This window comes from Scytonema sp. NUACC21, from assembly GCF_054684315.1.
This window is the reverse complement of record NZ_BAAFZH010000108.1, coordinates 390,471-405,557: the sequence shown is the minus strand read 5'-3', so window position 1 is coordinate 405,557 and position 15,087 is coordinate 390,471. Positions and strand designations below refer to the sequence as shown.

The 15,087-nt window shown below is 42.8% G+C and carries 8 protein-coding genes and 1 pseudogene; 6 read left to right on the top strand and 3 right to left on the bottom strand.

Going from position 1 to position 15,087, the window contains the following annotated elements; translation table 11 throughout:
- Positions 1–62: 62 nt before the first annotated feature.
- From mrdA to ACYRY3_RS42155, 3 genes and pseudogenes are all read right to left on the bottom strand, one after another.
- Positions 63–1,922, bottom strand: coding sequence for a penicillin-binding protein 2 (mrdA, locus tag ACYRY3_RS42165; RefSeq protein WP_460207799.1), 1,860 nt, complete (start codon positions 1,920–1,922; stop codon positions 63–65).
- 169 nt (positions 1,923–2,091) lie between these two features.
- Positions 2,092–2,370 (bottom strand): annotated as a pseudogene (locus ACYRY3_RS42160) (Uma2 family endonuclease); the annotation flags it as partial.
- Between the two features lie 96 nt (positions 2,371–2,466).
- The gene (locus tag ACYRY3_RS42155; protein WP_460207798.1) at positions 2,467–8,424 is read right to left on the bottom strand and encodes a translocation/assembly module TamB domain-containing protein; all 5,958 of its coding nucleotides are present in this window, start codon (positions 8,422–8,424) and stop codon (positions 2,467–2,469) included.
- A gap of 273 nt (positions 8,425–8,697) precedes the next feature.
- On the opposite strand from ACYRY3_RS42155, the gene ACYRY3_RS42150 reads away from it, so the two are divergent.
- From ACYRY3_RS42150 to ACYRY3_RS42125, 6 genes are all read left to right on the top strand, one after another.
- Positions 8,698–9,102 (top strand): DUF3110 domain-containing protein, encoded by a 405-nt coding sequence (locus ACYRY3_RS42150; protein WP_460207797.1) that lies wholly within the window; start codon positions 8,698–8,700, stop codon positions 9,100–9,102.
- Positions 9,103–9,172: 70 nt separating this feature from the next.
- Positions 9,173–10,099, top strand: a complete 927-nt coding sequence (gene murQ / locus ACYRY3_RS42145) for an N-acetylmuramic acid 6-phosphate etherase (RefSeq protein ID WP_460207796.1) — start codon at positions 9,173–9,175, stop codon at positions 10,097–10,099.
- Between the two features lie 936 nt (positions 10,100–11,035).
- A complete protein-coding gene (locus ACYRY3_RS42140; protein ID WP_460207795.1) occupies positions 11,036–12,244 on the top strand; it encodes a response regulator in 1,209 nt (402 codons plus the stop codon).
- A gap of 582 nt (positions 12,245–12,826) precedes the next feature.
- Positions 12,827–14,023: a response regulator gene (locus ACYRY3_RS42135; protein ID WP_460207794.1), complete on the top strand. Its 1,197-nt coding sequence runs from the start codon at positions 12,827–12,829 to the stop codon at positions 14,021–14,023.
- Positions 14,024–14,136: 113 nt separating this feature from the next.
- Positions 14,137–14,499: a response regulator transcription factor gene (locus ACYRY3_RS42130; RefSeq protein ID WP_460207793.1), complete on the top strand. Its 363-nt coding sequence runs from the start codon at positions 14,137–14,139 to the stop codon at positions 14,497–14,499.
- Positions 14,500–14,613: 114 nt separating this feature from the next.
- Positions 14,614–15,087, top strand: a complete 474-nt coding sequence (locus ACYRY3_RS42125; RefSeq protein WP_460207792.1) for a chemotaxis protein CheW — start codon at positions 14,614–14,616, stop codon at positions 15,085–15,087.

The window sequence follows — 15,087 nt, the reverse complement described above, 5'->3', positions numbered from 1 at the left end:
CTCCTATTACCAAATTACAGGAGTTTTCACCTAAAAAGTGAGGGTTTTGACCCAACCAAGCGCTAATTCCGCCGACTGTTTCCTGAGTTCTGAGTCTTTTGTTGTGGATTCTCAACCTGCGGTTTTTGGTACTTACCAGGATACTTCTTCTGGAAATATTCTTCCATAACTTGCAACACTATCGGAGCCGCAACGCTACCGCCACCGCCGCCAGAGTGTTCGGCAAAGGCTAAAACCACAATTTCCGGCTTATCAGCAGGAGCATATGCCCCAAACCAAGCATGGTTGGCTTTCTCACGACCCTTCCATGCCTCAGCAGTACCGCTTTTACCAGCGGTTGGAGGGATTGTTTGCACCCTCAGCGCCGCACCCGTACCCTCAGATACGACCTTCCGCAACCCATCACGGAGAACTTTGATGGTTGATGGCTTCATATTTAAAGATGTGCGCCAGTTGGATGCTTGTTCGTTATCTTTCAGCAAATGGGGCTTAACTCGATAACCACCATTCGCAGGAACGGCAAACATCACAGCAACTTGTAGCGGTGTGGTTTGTAAAGCACCTTGACCGATAGACATATTGATACTGTCGCCCACAGTCCAAGGCATCTTCCATACTCTTCGCTTCCATGCTTCGTCGGGAACGTTTCCTTTGGCTTCTTCGGATTCAAACTCTATACCCGTTTTCTCACCAAAACCGTATTTACGCGTCCATTCAATCAACTTTGGACCGCCAACTGCTCTACCAACTTGGTAGAAGAAAGTATCGCTACTCCATGCTAAAGCCCCTGCAAAACCCAAAGGACCAAATCCCTTGTGGTTCCACTCACCAAAGGTTACCCCACCAACAGTGAGAGAACCGAAAGTTTGCAGTACCGTGTTGGGAGAATATTTACCGGATTCCAGCCCAGCCGTTGCAGTCACAACTTTGAATGTACTCGCGGGTGGGTAAACGCTACTGACCGCACGGTTGAGCAAGGGATAGTCTTTACCTTGTACGCTTTCCCAGTCTTTTTTAGAAAGTCTTTGTTTGGAAAAAATATTTGGGTCAAAACCGGGATGGGACACCATTGCCAAAACACCGCCGTTATTTGGGTCAAGCGCCACAACAGCACCATTACGACCTTTCAGAGCTTTTTCGGCTGCCAATTGCGCGTTTAAATCTAAGGTTAAATGGAGGTCGTTGCCCGCCTTTGCCTGTTTTTCTCCCAACACGCGGATTGGGCGACCTCTGCCATCCACTTCTACTTGCTGACCGCCCCATTCCCCTCGCAATGTTTTTTCATAGGCTTTTTCCACACCCATCTGACCGATAACATCGCCGAGTCGATAGCCTTCTGTTTTCTTTTCTTTTAGCTGTTCGGCAGTCAACTCACGTGTATAACCCAATACATGAGCTAACGCCTGCCCGTGGGGATAGTGGCGAACGGCTTCCGTATGTACCTCGACATTTGGTAGTTCGTTTTCATACTCTTTTAATGCCGTAATTTCCTGTTCGTTCAGGTCGCGGGCAATTCGCACGAGAGAGGAATTAGCACCTGCTTCTTCCAATTTTTCGATAATTTCCTCTTCAGGTTTGTTCAGAATTTTAGACAAGCGCGGACCCACAATCGACCATGATGCCTTTGTATGCGCCATTGGCCATAGGTACACAGAACGGGGATAGCGTGTTGTGGCTAAGACTTTCCCATTGCGATCGAAGATATTGCCTCGTTCCGGTTGTTTGGGAATCATCCGAACCCGGTTTGACTCTGCTCTTTTCCGGAGTTTTGGTCCTTCCAGAACTTGCAAATATGCCAAACGGGCACCAATACCAGTAACTAGTAATAGAGCAAGTAAAATAAAAGACAAGGGCTGGTAAGCCCGCCCAACTGTACGTATATCTCTTTCTTTAGTTGGCTGCGAGGACTGCAACAAAGTCATAATAGCTGAAAAATAAAAATCGCAAGACTAGCATTATCTGTATACGCTTAGCCTCACGGCGTATCCGAAAACTCAAGCTAATTGTTTCTGCTGAGTTATGACTTGACGATCCAACGCAGGAATTGCAAACCAAAACCACCCCAACCTGTGTCTCGCCTTACGTTTCATTAGCAATATCATTTAGTATTAATACATCTGGGAAGTAACCTGACTCTTTGTTAGGCGGTTTGACTATTGCTTGATTGGGGATAAAATAAGGTAAATTCAATCGGTCAAACTCAACAGATAGCTTTCTTATCAAAAAACCTTTGACTTTTTCATGTTTCCCTGTAGGTTGCGACATTTCGACAATTTCCCCATTATGCAGTTCATAGCGTACCCCATAATTTTCTGGATACCAGCTAATAAATTCATCAAAAGTTACTATTTTTGTTAGGGCTTGGGTCATAATATCTTTCTGATTTTGGTTTGCTTTTATTAGACCTCTTGCAAATGCGATCGCTTCGCTACAGCATAGGAGCAGATCGCATCCTTCAACCTGCCATCAAAACCGATTTTGATACTCAACAACGGCACGATTGTCATCAGAAAAATTGGTAGTACCACGGAGACGAATCGAGTCACTGAGGCGGTAATTAACACCCCACTGCACCGGGTCGCCAGTGGTTAAAATCTTAAGACCGGAAACAGAAATCCTGCGGGTAAGATCCACTCCTGCTTCTGCTGCTAACTCCAAGCTAGAACTGTTCCGACCTGCTTCTGGATTATCAGAGAGAATCGTTGGGAATATACGCAATTCGCTTAAGCCCAATGCAGCCCCAAGCTGGTTCAGCGGACCCTGTAAATTATTCAAAACAGCTGACCCTGCTATGTTGATAAGTCCTAGGGTACTGTCACCACCGCGCCCTTCTGTATCTATAAACCCACCGCCTAGCAGGGCAACGATTTCTGTTTGGCTGCGTGCGGGAGAACTTACCAATTCAAGATTTTTATCGAGTTGACTTGCAGGACCTTCGACCCTGGCTTCAACACGCACCGTCTCTAAAGATGCTAACCCTGTAGTACCTGCTCTGTTCAAGTCAGTGCCTTGAGTCACATCAAGCACTTTGGCAAACAGTTGAATGTCTAAATCTGGGTCCCGTGGCTGATTTTCTCTAAATATTGCCTTATGCCCGTAACCGTGAACAAGGTTAAACCTGGTTGTAAATAAATTTACGCTTCCTTCCTTCAGCCGGATTGTTCCTTCTGGGACTGGCTGGCTCAACAGCCCGTTAACATTCAGGGTACCAGTTGCCCGGAAACTGAGAATAGGTTGGCGGGTAATTTTTACATTTTTGCCCAGATTTAACTGCAGGTTCTTTAAGCTGGTTTCTGTGGTTTCTGGCTCAGGTGTTTTTTGCTTGTTTTGTTTGATACGTGTATCGTCTATACTACTGATTGCAGTACTCATTCCAGGGCTTGTCGTACCATCAGTGGATTCTGCTAGCAACACCTCACCATTATCTAATTCCATTTGACCGCTAATTATGGGGCTAAGAGCAGAACCTGTAATCTCTAAGTTACCGCCAACTCCTCCTTGGTACAGCCCTTTCAGATTCACTGCTAACTGTTGCAGACTAACTGTGAGGGGGTTTTCTAGTTTTCCCTGGCTGGAAATGGGAATTTGTCCTTTTGCTTCTATCGCGCCCTTGTTATTATATTGACCTTGAAGATTGTTCACAATAACACGGTCAAAATCAAAGTTTACCTTTCCTATAACGTCTGTAATCTTTCCTGGTAAAGCTTGGGATGAAAAGATCCCCTTACTGATAGTCGCAATTCCGTTAAGAGTGGGCTGTTGTAAAGTTCCCCGCACTTTGAGGTCTATTTCTCCCTCACCACTTTCAAATGCGACTTGATTGTTTAACAGATTTAAAACTGCTAAACCTTCATTTTTGACCTTCATATCCAGACTAATTTTATCGCTATCTGGTGCTACGGTGGCAAAAGGTAATTTGTATGGTATGCTACCGCTAATGTTCACTGGCTCTTTACCAGAAGTTGCAACAATGCTGCCAAAATCCAGGCGACCATTGTTATAGCTGAAACTCGCATTTGCTGAATCAACTCCCTTCTGATTCAATGTTCCTTCCGTGATTTCCAATTCCCCTTTGGCTTGTGGATTGTTAACGCTACCTGCCAAAGCTGCTGTGGCATTGAGATTACCTGTTAAACCAACTGGTAATTTCACAAAATTATTTAAAACCTGTATGGGGAAATTTGTTACCCGTAACTGACCGGTCTGTTCTTTGCCGCCAATGTTACCTGTGAAAGCAATGAGCCTGTTCTCAGACTCAAGTCGCAAAGGTAACAACGTCAAAACCCCATTTTCAAATTTACCTTGGGCAATTACTTGTTCGGCTTTATAGTAACGCTCTGGGTCATCTCCCCTACCCCAAGCAAAGTTTTGACCGTTAAGATTAAAGTTTGCGTACAATCCATTTGCTGTTGCAGTATCTACGCTGACTTCTCCGCTGAAAGTACCGTTTAAATCCGCTAATTCTGGTAGGGGAGAGGCTTCTCGCCGTTTTTGTTGCTGTTGTTCTAGGAGATATTCAATTTCAGTCAAGCGCTGAATTTGCGCTATTAAAGGTTGATTGGGCAAACCAACTGGGTTGATAGTTCTCAAATCGGCGGCGGTAGCGTAACTTGGCTCTACCATACCGCGTTGAACATCTTGTAATTCGTATAACTGCAGTACAGTGAGGAGATCCTGAATTTCACCTTTAGTGACGTTGAGCTTACCTTGTATTTGCGGACCTTTAGCAGTTTGAGTAAAAGTACCTGCTAGGGCATATCGACTCACTCCTTTAGCAAATTCGCTGTTGCTCAGGATCGCTTTCCCATCCCCATAACGGAATTGAGCACTCAAGAGATCGCCCTTAATCCTACCGACCTGCGGTTTATCAATTGCAAAATTCCCTTGGGCTGCAAATGTCTTCTGATTAAATTCCACATTTCCAGTTAATAGCCCTGCGATCGCACCAGTCCCAAGGCGAGCACTAGGGGGAGGAGTTACATTTAATATTTTTAGCGGGAAGTTTGCCACCTTCATTGCCAAAACATCCCCTTTAGATTCACCGGATGCCAAAGCATCTTGCCACCGAACATTAAACGTAGAGACCCGCCATGGCGCGTCTTTATTGTTACCTTTGGCATCTGCATTCAGTGCAATGCGATCGCGATTTCCTGCCACATCTAAATTAAAGCCCTGTCCCTGTACCAGCTGGATATTTCCGGTTAACACTGGCTCAAAAGATATCTGATTGACTGCCAAATCTCGCAATCTCAGTTGCCCTTGTATATCTGGTACTGGAAGTTTCCCACTGATTCTGCCACCAAAATCTGCTTTGCCTACTAAAGTTGCCGCATTGGGAAGATTTAAAGGTAACTTTTGCAAATTGAGATTTTGTGCTTGGACATTGAGATTTAAACCAGTGATTTCCGGCATACCAGTAGCATTAGATTTAGCCAAGATATAACCGTTAGCATTTAACTCTGGGGAAGTCGCTTTTTCAACAGTGACTTTTTGTCCATCCCAGCCAATCGTTGCCGTAAGTGGTTGCTCAATAACAGAGATCCCTTGGGAAAACTGTACCTTACCTACAGCACGGACATCAGCTATATTAAAACCCCCCACCTTGCCTGCCAATTGTAATCTCCCACGGAACAAACCGCGCAAATCCGGCGAAAATCGTTTCAATTCCACACCAGCCGCATCCACAAAAGCCTGGTAGCTACCATTAGCCACTTGAATGTTAGAAGCAGCGATCGTACCACCTGCGACATTAACTTTTGCTTGACCAACGGCTTGAATCCTTTGCATTTGTGTCGGTTCTAAGGAACCAGCAACAGTCAACCGACCCGTTAAACTTCCGTAAAACTGCGGTGGCAACTGTGTCAATCGCTGCAAAGGTATATTTTGTGCTTGAAGTTGCGCCTGGTAGCGACCTTGAGCGACTTGAATATTGGAGGCTGTGACCGTACCGCTACCAAAATTGACCCTTGCCTGACCGATAGCTTGGATAGCTTGCGGGCTAAATGAGCCAACGCTACCCGCCACATTAAATAAACCAGTTAACCTTCCTCGAAACTGTGGGGGTAACTGCGGTACTAGTCGCTGCAACGCTACATCATTAGCTTGGAGTTGTACTCGATATCGACCATTAGCCAGTTGAATATTAGCAGCATTTACCGTGCCATCTGCAATTTTGACCCGTGCTTGACCGACTGCTGAGATAGCTTGTGGTTGGAAAGATTCCACAGAACCAGCTACATTGAATTGACCGGTTAACTTCCCGTGGAATTCTCTAGGTAATTCTGCTAACTCCTGCAACGCTACATCATTAGCTTGAAGTTGCATTTGATACAAACCATTTTCAACTTGGATCTGGTCGGCTTTTACCGTTCCATTACCAACTCCTATAAGCCCAGAACCACTAGCACGGAAAGTTTTGATATCAAAGTTACTGCTATTTCCCGATACTTGTACTTGACCTGATAGGGCTCCTGTTAAAGCAGGGGGTATCGGAGTTTTCAACAAACGTCCCAACCTGATATTATCCGCAACCAGTTGTGCGGAAAAGTTTTCCTCTCCAAACTGGAGGTTAGAAACTTTAACTGTACCCCCAGCAAGTTGGACTCTCGCATTTTCAGGACGAATGGTCGCGATTTGAAATGGGGCTGAGGTTCCTGACAGGCGCAGACGACCGTTGAACCGTGCATCATTGAGGGAGATATTTTGTGCTTGAGACGGATTGACAAAACGTTGTACCTCAATTCTAGAGGCATCTGCTACTGCTTGCCATTGCTGCTCATTCCAAGTTCCGTAAGCCCGTACTGTTCCGCCAGCCACACTAAGAGCAACATTGCGGAATGAAACAGTTTTATCCGGTGCGACAGTGAGTTCACCCGTTGCAGGGTAAGTGGCTTGGGGTGCTTGCCATTCCACGGAAGTCTGAACCTTTTCGGGGCTACCTGTTAATTTGCCTACCGCTGAAACTTTGCCAATTTGAATTGGAGGTTGCGTACCGTAGAGAAAAGCGATCGCATCCCCTGAAATATTCTTTGCTTGAAAATTAAAGTTAAGTTGGGGAATTTGACCGAGTTCAAGTTTCCCAGACCCCGTAACTTCACCACCGACTGTTGCTTTGCCCTGAATGTTTTTAAAGGTCATGACGGAAGCAACAGGAGAAAACTCAAACTGGGCGCGGATGCTATCAAAATCTACTTTGTCAATTTTTGCGGGTCTGATGGTAGCAACCGAACCCAATAGGATAGGTTTCTCTGCCGAACCAATGACTTGTAAATCTGCTCTAACTGCCCCAATAGTAGGGAAAGGCAATTGTATGTTAAGAGTTTCTCGGGCTGTGGCAACATTCACAGCATTGACACGTGCTCCTAACTTAAAGCCTGCTTCAGTGTCAATAATACCGTTGGCTATGAGGGGAATTTTGCCGTAATAAGTAGCAACATTATCTAACTGAATTTGGCTGCCATTAAACTGCAAATTCCCTACAGATTTCATAAATGCTTGTGGCATTTTGGGAATCTGAAGTGTTACCTCTTGTGATCGGGCGGTTCCGTATATCCACGGATTTTGCGCCTTCCCTGGCTGCTGTCTCAGTTGAAGCTTTGGAATCTTTAAGTCGGCTTGAACTCGACCATCCTGTAAAAAAATTGGCAATTTTATCAGACGAGAGACGTCTTTTGCCAGCAAATCTCCTCGTAAATGTAAGTTGGTTTCAAATGCCAATGTCTTGGGACGAGTCTCCCCGTCAATGGAAATGTTACCACCAGTTTTTGGTAACCCGGTGACATTATATTTAATCAGCGCGTTGTTTTCCAGAAATTGGGCAGTTCCATTGATTTCTGAAAATTCTACAACACTTATCCCCTTCTCCCCTTGTCTACCACTCTCCATCTGACGTGGTGCTAAAACTAACCGGGCGTTGCGAAGCCGAAGCTTATCTAAATCGGTTTTAATCGGTCCTTCTTTACCGGGCGGTGCAATGGTGGTGGTTACCCAATTTCCTTGTTCGTCCTGTTCAATATAAATATCGGGGTTGACTAGGGTAACATCTAGCTTTAAATTTCTGGTTAATAGCAACTGCAACGGGTCAAAACCCACTTCCACCGCCTCAACGGTAGCTTTATCCGTATCTGTAGGTGTTGCAGGTAAAGCTGAAGCCCCAAATTTCACTCCTGTCAGAGAAAAACCTTTGACTTGTCCCAATTCTATCGGGCGGTTAAGTGTTGTTGTCAGGCTAGTTTCAGCCAGTGGCACTAACTCTTGATGAATAAAATTCCACAGTCGCCATGTTCCGCCTGCTATTCCAACAACCAAAAACCCACCCAAGGCAATGCCGCCCCTACTAAAAATTAGGAACCATGTGCGCTTTTTTATACCAAAGGTAATACGGGGGGAGTTGGGGGGATGTTCTGGATTGCAAGCCTTAGTCATTTCGTATCACTGCTAACTTACCGGGTGTACCTGCTACAGCCATAAACATTAGCTGGCAGAATCATGGCTATGCCTACTCAAGGATAACCGACGATACTCAATACGGGACTAGCGATCGTGCTTAAAGATAGATGTGCATTTTTTTTTCACGCCTTGATTGCTACTGTAAGTATGTTTTGCTGAAGGGCTGGGCTTTGACCGCTGAGTCTCTGTCAACTCTCAACATTAATAAGTATGATTAAACTCAAGATGCAACAATACAAGACTACCAAAATGCGTGTTTTTGTACTACTGTTTAATGCGGGAACAGAAAATGAGGGGATTCATACCATTCGGGTGGGCGATCGCAATAAGGTTCTGATGTTCGAGTCAGAAGACGATGCTACACGTTTTGCCCTTATGTTAGAAGCTCAGGACTTTCCAACACCTGCGGTAGAGGTAATTGATTCAGAGGAAGTCAAAGAATTTTGTGAAGGTGCAAACTATGACTGGGAAATAGTGCCTAGTGACAGCAGTCATTTGCTCGTTCCTCCAGAAACCAATGTCGATCAACCCGACTGGAAACCAGAATCTCAAGAGGAAACTATAGCTAGCAACCAACAACCAGAGGAGAAACCAGAGGACTTTTCTCCGTCGGAACTAGACAGTATTCGCCGCAAGTTAGAAGGGTTATTGTAAGCAGTCATTAGTGACTAACAACCAACAACCGACAATCCACCAATGACAAAGGACAAAGGACAAAGGACAAATGACAAATTTAGAGGAGCGCGGGCATCTTTTAACTGAGCAAATCAATCCCGACAGTCTTAACTTAGACCAGCTCAGTTCTTTAGAATTGGTGGAATTATTTAATCGCGAAGACGCAAAAGCAGTGGCGGCTGTCGCTGCGGCTAAAATTCAGTTGGCACAAGCGATTGAAATAACTGCAGAACGTATAGCTCATGGGGGACGTCTTTTTTACATTGGCGCGGGGACAAGCGGTAGGTTAGGAGTATTGGACGCAGCAGAATGTCCGCCCACGTTTTGTACGCCGCCAGAAATGATACAGGGAATTATTGCAGGAGGTGCTGGCGCATTAGTCCGCAGTTCCGAAGATTTAGAAGACCGCGCTCAAGATGGAGAAGCGGCGATCGCTCAACGCCAAATTACTCAACTTGATGTTGTCGTTGGTATTACAGCTGGTGGTACAACGCCATTTGTTCAAGGTGCGATCGGCGCAGCCCGTCAAAGGGGCGCAGCAACTATATTTATCGCCTGTGTCCCTGTCGAACAAGTGAGCGCTGATGTCGATATTGATATTCGCTTATTGACCGGACCGGAGATACTTGCTGGTTCGACTCGCTTAAAAGCAGGTACAGCCACAAAGCTTGCTCTCAATATCCTTTCTACAGGGGTCATGGTTAAACTGGGCAAAGTCTACGGCAATCGCATGGTGGATGTAGCGGTAACCAATCAAAAGTTACGCGATCGCGCTTTGCGAATCTTACAAGACTTAACAGGCTTAAGTCGAGAAGCTGCTGGTTTCTTGTTAGAACGTAGTGGTAAATGGGTAAAATTAGCGCTTTTGATGCATTGGACTGGTTTAGAGCAAGAGGAGGGTTTAAAACTCTTATCAGAACACCAAGGCAATCTTAGGGCAGCAGTTACAAGCTATAAAAGCCACAGCCAAGCTTAAAAATTGTTTTAGCAGTTGTAGCTAAATAAGTAAGTGGACAGAAATAAATAGAGCTGTGTTACAAATGCAAACCAAGCCGAAATCCTTACCAATGACAAAGGACTAAGGACTAAGGACGGTCTTCATGAGTTAACTTTATTTGTGTTACCCTACTTAACTTATTGCTTAACTCCAAACAAACTGTTCCTAGCATTAGGTTACCTTGAAATAAGTCACAATCTCATTGCTAAAATATATTAAGATCGTATACAATTATTAAAGTACAAGAGTTCAAAACCTCTCAAGCTAACTAAAGCTTTCTACCTTCAAACAACCTCACCATTGAGAACTGCCCTACAAGACTAAAATTGACTTAATGGTCAGTTAAACACAACTCTCCGTATCACCCACAGGGCTGGTGAAATCTAAATATACTAAAACAATAATTTTTGTGCAGTGTAAAGCTGAATATTCTGTCATCAGTCGCCAAAAGCAACACTTCAGGTATTTAAAGGAATTTTGTATCTTTCTTAAAGTTAATAAATATTGGTACTTGAATAAACGCAGACATTTTACATAGAAACTTCTAATCAATTGTTAAATAAATCAGAATTTACACTGATTTGATTCAGCCATTCAATCCCTATGATAGATGATTACAGCTAAATAAATTTTTGCTTTAGACTTAGAGCAAGCCCACATATCTAGCACAAAATAACACGATACGGTTCAGTTAAAATGAGCGGTCTTGAAAAATAACATGGTTTGGAGTTTGGATAGACTTAATTCTGCACCGACCCATGGTAGCAAGGATTCGTGTTTCTGAGAATGACTCGCATTAATGGCAGCCATCCAAGCGGGGTTACCATTTTTTTTCATTAATTAAAAATTTTTTTGATTGGCAATATCGCTAGTCTTGAGTTCAGAAATACTACTGAATGAATACAAGGAAAAAGCATGAACCACTCAGGATTAATTTCACTTAACAATTTGCTTAATAAATTTATAACATCTTCTCAACTCCAATATAGTGGAAAACTGGAAATCAAAAGTTCTCAGGGACATAAATGGAGCCTTTACTATCGACTGGGGCGAATAGTTTGGGCAACGGGTGGAACTCATCCTTGTCGGCGTTGGCGCAGACATATGCTTCAACATCTTCCCGATATGGATATTGATAAGATGCGGTTCCGCGTAGAGGACTTATCAATTGAGCAATGGGATTATCGTCTTTTAGCAGTCTTGCATCAAAGACAGAAACTAAAACGGGAACAAGTTAAAGTTATTGTGGACAACACAATTGCTGAAGTGTTGCTTGACATGGCACAGCAGGCGAGTTTTCTTCCCGTGACTTGCGAACAAAGTCAAGAAGTTATCCTAGAAGCGCCCATGAGCTTCACAAATACCGATTTCTGTCTCAAGCAGGTAGAAGACTCTTGGAAGATGTGGGTAGAAAATGGTTTAGCGAATATTTTTCCAGATTTAGCACCAATATTGCGTCAACCGGAACAACTCCAGCAACAAGTGAGTTCATCTGTTTACAAAAACTTTGTGGCTTTATTGAACGGCAAATATACCCTGAGGGATTTAGCTGTCAAAATGAATCACAACCTTTTGTCGGTTACGCGTTCCTTGCTGCCCTATATTCAAAAAGGAATTATTGAACTGGTAGAAGTTCTTGACCTACCCTTACAAGTTATTGAAGCTCAAAACAACTCTACCGCCAACAAACCAGTAGCACCAACTGCCCCGCTGGTAGCTTGCGTAGATGATAGCCCCCAAGTTTGTGAAATGCTAGAGGAAATAATCACCTCCAATGGGCTGAGGTTTCTCAAAATTCAAGATCCCGTGCAAGCTTTACCAACTCTCATTCAGCAGAAACCAGACTTGATTTTCCTAGATTTGGTCATGCCAGTTGTTAGTGGTTACGAATTATGTGCTCAATTGCGACGAGTGTCCGCCTTCGCAAACACACCAGTCGTTATCATAACGGGCAGTGATGGTCTTGTAGATAGAGTCCGTGCCAAAGTAGTCAACTCTACATACTTTGTCAGCAAACCCATAGCAGCTGATAAGGTCATGGATGTAGTGCGTAAGTATTTAAAAGTTTCGTCGCCAGCTAAGAGTACATCTAATTTACGAACAGCGCCCTTGGTTTGTTCTTGATAAATGCGAATTTTTGTTCAAATATCTGGCTACTTATCTTTACTAAAAAATCACAGATATATTAAAAAACTTATTTGGGAATATTCCGTTTAAATTGGGATATTTTAAATGGGCGCGAGCAAAGCTTATTACAAGTTTATTCCCTAAAACAGGAATACTGTATTGATTTTGTAGCTAAATTAAAGATAGTGATAAAAATATATAGAAAATAAAAAAATGCTGTAAATCAGACTTCAGAGCTTACACGGATTTATTTTTCGTTACACGGGTTTAATATTTAAAAGCAGATTCTGATACATCTAAAATTTTAAAACGTAGCAACTCTTTTGAAAAATGGGGTTTTGGCAAAAGTTGCTAGCGTAGTAAAAACAATTTCTACGCTAGATACTTTACGTAAATATATGATTTCGTCAAAATTTTATTAAGAGATAGCTTGCTATATACAAACAAATACAGAATCAATAGCAAATATCCGGAACGATTTGCCATATTTGCCAGCATTCATAATATGCTCGCTGCTTACCTAACTTTATGGCTCGTCTGGATGCACAATGGCTAATTTGTTAATTAAAGGGAGCGAGCATGAGCCAACAGGGACTACTAATACCAAATAACCCATTTGAGGAATTTAAAACTTGTACCCAATTACAGTACAGCGGCAAGTTAGATATTAGGAACAATAAAGGACAAACATGGACTTTCTTCTATCGGTTAGGAAGGATAGTTTGGGCAACGGGGGGAACTCATCCCTTGCGACGTTGGTACAGACAAATGGCTCGATATTGTACCGATATTAAAACTGAGGAAATACAATTACGCATTGAAGAAATATCAAAAGACTACTGGGATTATCGACTCTTAACCTACTTATATAAAACCAGAAAAATTAGGCGAGAATCCATTAAAGCGATTGTGGACAATACAATAGCAGAACTTTTGTTTGACGTAGCTCAGCAGGCAAGTTTTGCATCTACAAGTTCCAAGCGAAGCCAAGAGGTCGTTCTCGACCCACTCTTCAATTTTACAGGTGCAGACACATCAATGAAGCTTATGGAAGATTCCTGGCAAACTTGGTTGGAATTTAGTTTGGGGAGTATTTCTCCTGACTCAGCACCAGTACTGCAAAAACCAGAGCACCTCGAGCAGAAAATCAGCGCAACTGTCTACAAACATTTTGTGACTCTACTAAATGGCAAACACACTCTGCGGGATTTAGCAGTAAAAATGAAGCAAACCGTGTTGCCTGTAACTCGTTCCTTGCTTCCTTATATTCAAAAAGGAATCATTGAATTGGTAGAAGTCCCAGACTTGTCCTTACAAGTGACTAGAGTCAAAGACAAAAAGACTGCCACTCAACCAACAAAATCAACTGCTCCCTTAATAGCCTGCGTGGATGATAGTCCCCAGGTTTGTCAAATGCTAGAGGGGGTTCTCATTTCACATGGGTTGAGGTCGCTTAAGATTGAAGATTCTGTGCAAGCCCTACCAATACTCATTCAGAGCAAACCTGACTTGATTTTTTTGGATTTGGTCATGCCTGTAGCGAGTGGTTACGAAATTTGCGCTCAGCTGCGACGAATTTCCACCTTTGCCAACACACCTGTGATTATCTTAACAAGCAGTGATGGTGTTTTTGATAAAGTTCGTGCCAAAGTCGTTGGTTCAACTGATTTTATCACCAAACCAGTTATGGCTGATAAAGTCCTGGCTGTAATACGTAAGTATTTGGCGATTCCATCAGCAGTTCTTACTGAAGTTCCAGTGCGCGATTATGCGTAGTATTACCGAACCTAAACACAAAAATAGCAATATAGAATAAAGATAAAAATTATTTCTGTATTGATTGCTCAATTCAAATTTTATTTCTTAAACAAATTTAAAAGGTGATTGCCATGTCTACTGTTTTAGTCGTTGAGGATGCCTTGACTGATATGCAAGTTCTGACTCGTTACTTGCAATTTGCGGGCTATTCCGTGATTAGCGCCACAAATGGTGAAGAAGTTCAAGAAAAAATAGAAAAGAACAAGCCCGATGTGATAGTTCTTGATGTTATTCTTCCTGGGAAAAGTGGTTTTGAAATTTGTCGTGAATTGAAAACGGATCCCAGTACTAGCAAAATACCAATAGTTTTCTGTTCTACAAAAAACACTGATGTTGATAAAATGTGGGGTTCTATGTTAGGTGCTGATGCTTATATTTCTAAACCAATCGATCGCGAGGAACTCTTGCTGACTTTGAAACATCTCAAAAATTAGGCTTATTGAAAAATATAAAGAATTAATATTTTTCTTTTTCCAAATTTTCATTGATATACTCTCCTTAATTGTCGCATAAAAACCAATATTAATCAAGACAAAGGAAAATAAATTTTGGAAACACAGCAAAAGTTTTTAAGTTTTATTTTAGGGTCAAAAGATACAGCAGTTATTTCCTTAAAACACATTATAGAAGTGTTTCAAATTTCATTAGCAGAAATATGTGCTGTCCCTCAGATGCCCAGTTGTGTGTTGGGTACCTATAACTGGCGAGGCGAAATGCTTTGGTTGGTTGATATAGAAGAGATGCTGGGTTACGCACCACTTTCCCAAGAAACAAATCGGTTTTCAAAACTTATGGCGATTGTGCTGCAAAGCGAAGGAAAATCCTTGGGAGTCTTGGTGCGGCAGCTCATGGATATTGAGTTCCTCAATACAATGCAAATGAAACATCCAGAAATCAAATTATTTTCCTCAGAAATGTCCCCTTTTTTACAGGGATATTTTATTAATGATTTGGAGGAAATCACTATCTCCCTAGATTCTACAGCAATTCTCCAATATCCCTTGTGGAAATTGCACAATTAA

Bases quoted from the DNA above. Each gene is read 5' to 3' on its own strand.
- mrdA (WP_460207799.1), bottom strand. From the start codon at position 1,922: ATGACTTTGTTGCAGTCCTCGCAGCCAACTAAAGAAAGAGATATACGT.
- ACYRY3_RS42155 (WP_460207798.1), bottom strand. From the start codon at position 8,424: ATGACTAAGGCTTGCAATCCAGAACATCCCCCCAACTCCCCCCGTATT.
- ACYRY3_RS42150 (WP_460207797.1), top strand. From the start codon at position 8,698: ATGCGTGTTTTTGTACTACTGTTTAATGCGGGAACAGAAAATGAGGGG.
- murQ (WP_460207796.1), top strand. From the start codon at position 9,173: ATGACAAATTTAGAGGAGCGCGGGCATCTTTTAACTGAGCAAATCAAT.
- ACYRY3_RS42140 (WP_460207795.1), top strand. From the start codon at position 11,036: ATGAACCACTCAGGATTAATTTCACTTAACAATTTGCTTAATAAATTT.
- ACYRY3_RS42135 (WP_460207794.1), top strand. From the start codon at position 12,827: ATGAGCCAACAGGGACTACTAATACCAAATAACCCATTTGAGGAATTT.
- ACYRY3_RS42130 (WP_460207793.1), top strand. From the start codon at position 14,137: ATGTCTACTGTTTTAGTCGTTGAGGATGCCTTGACTGATATGCAAGTT.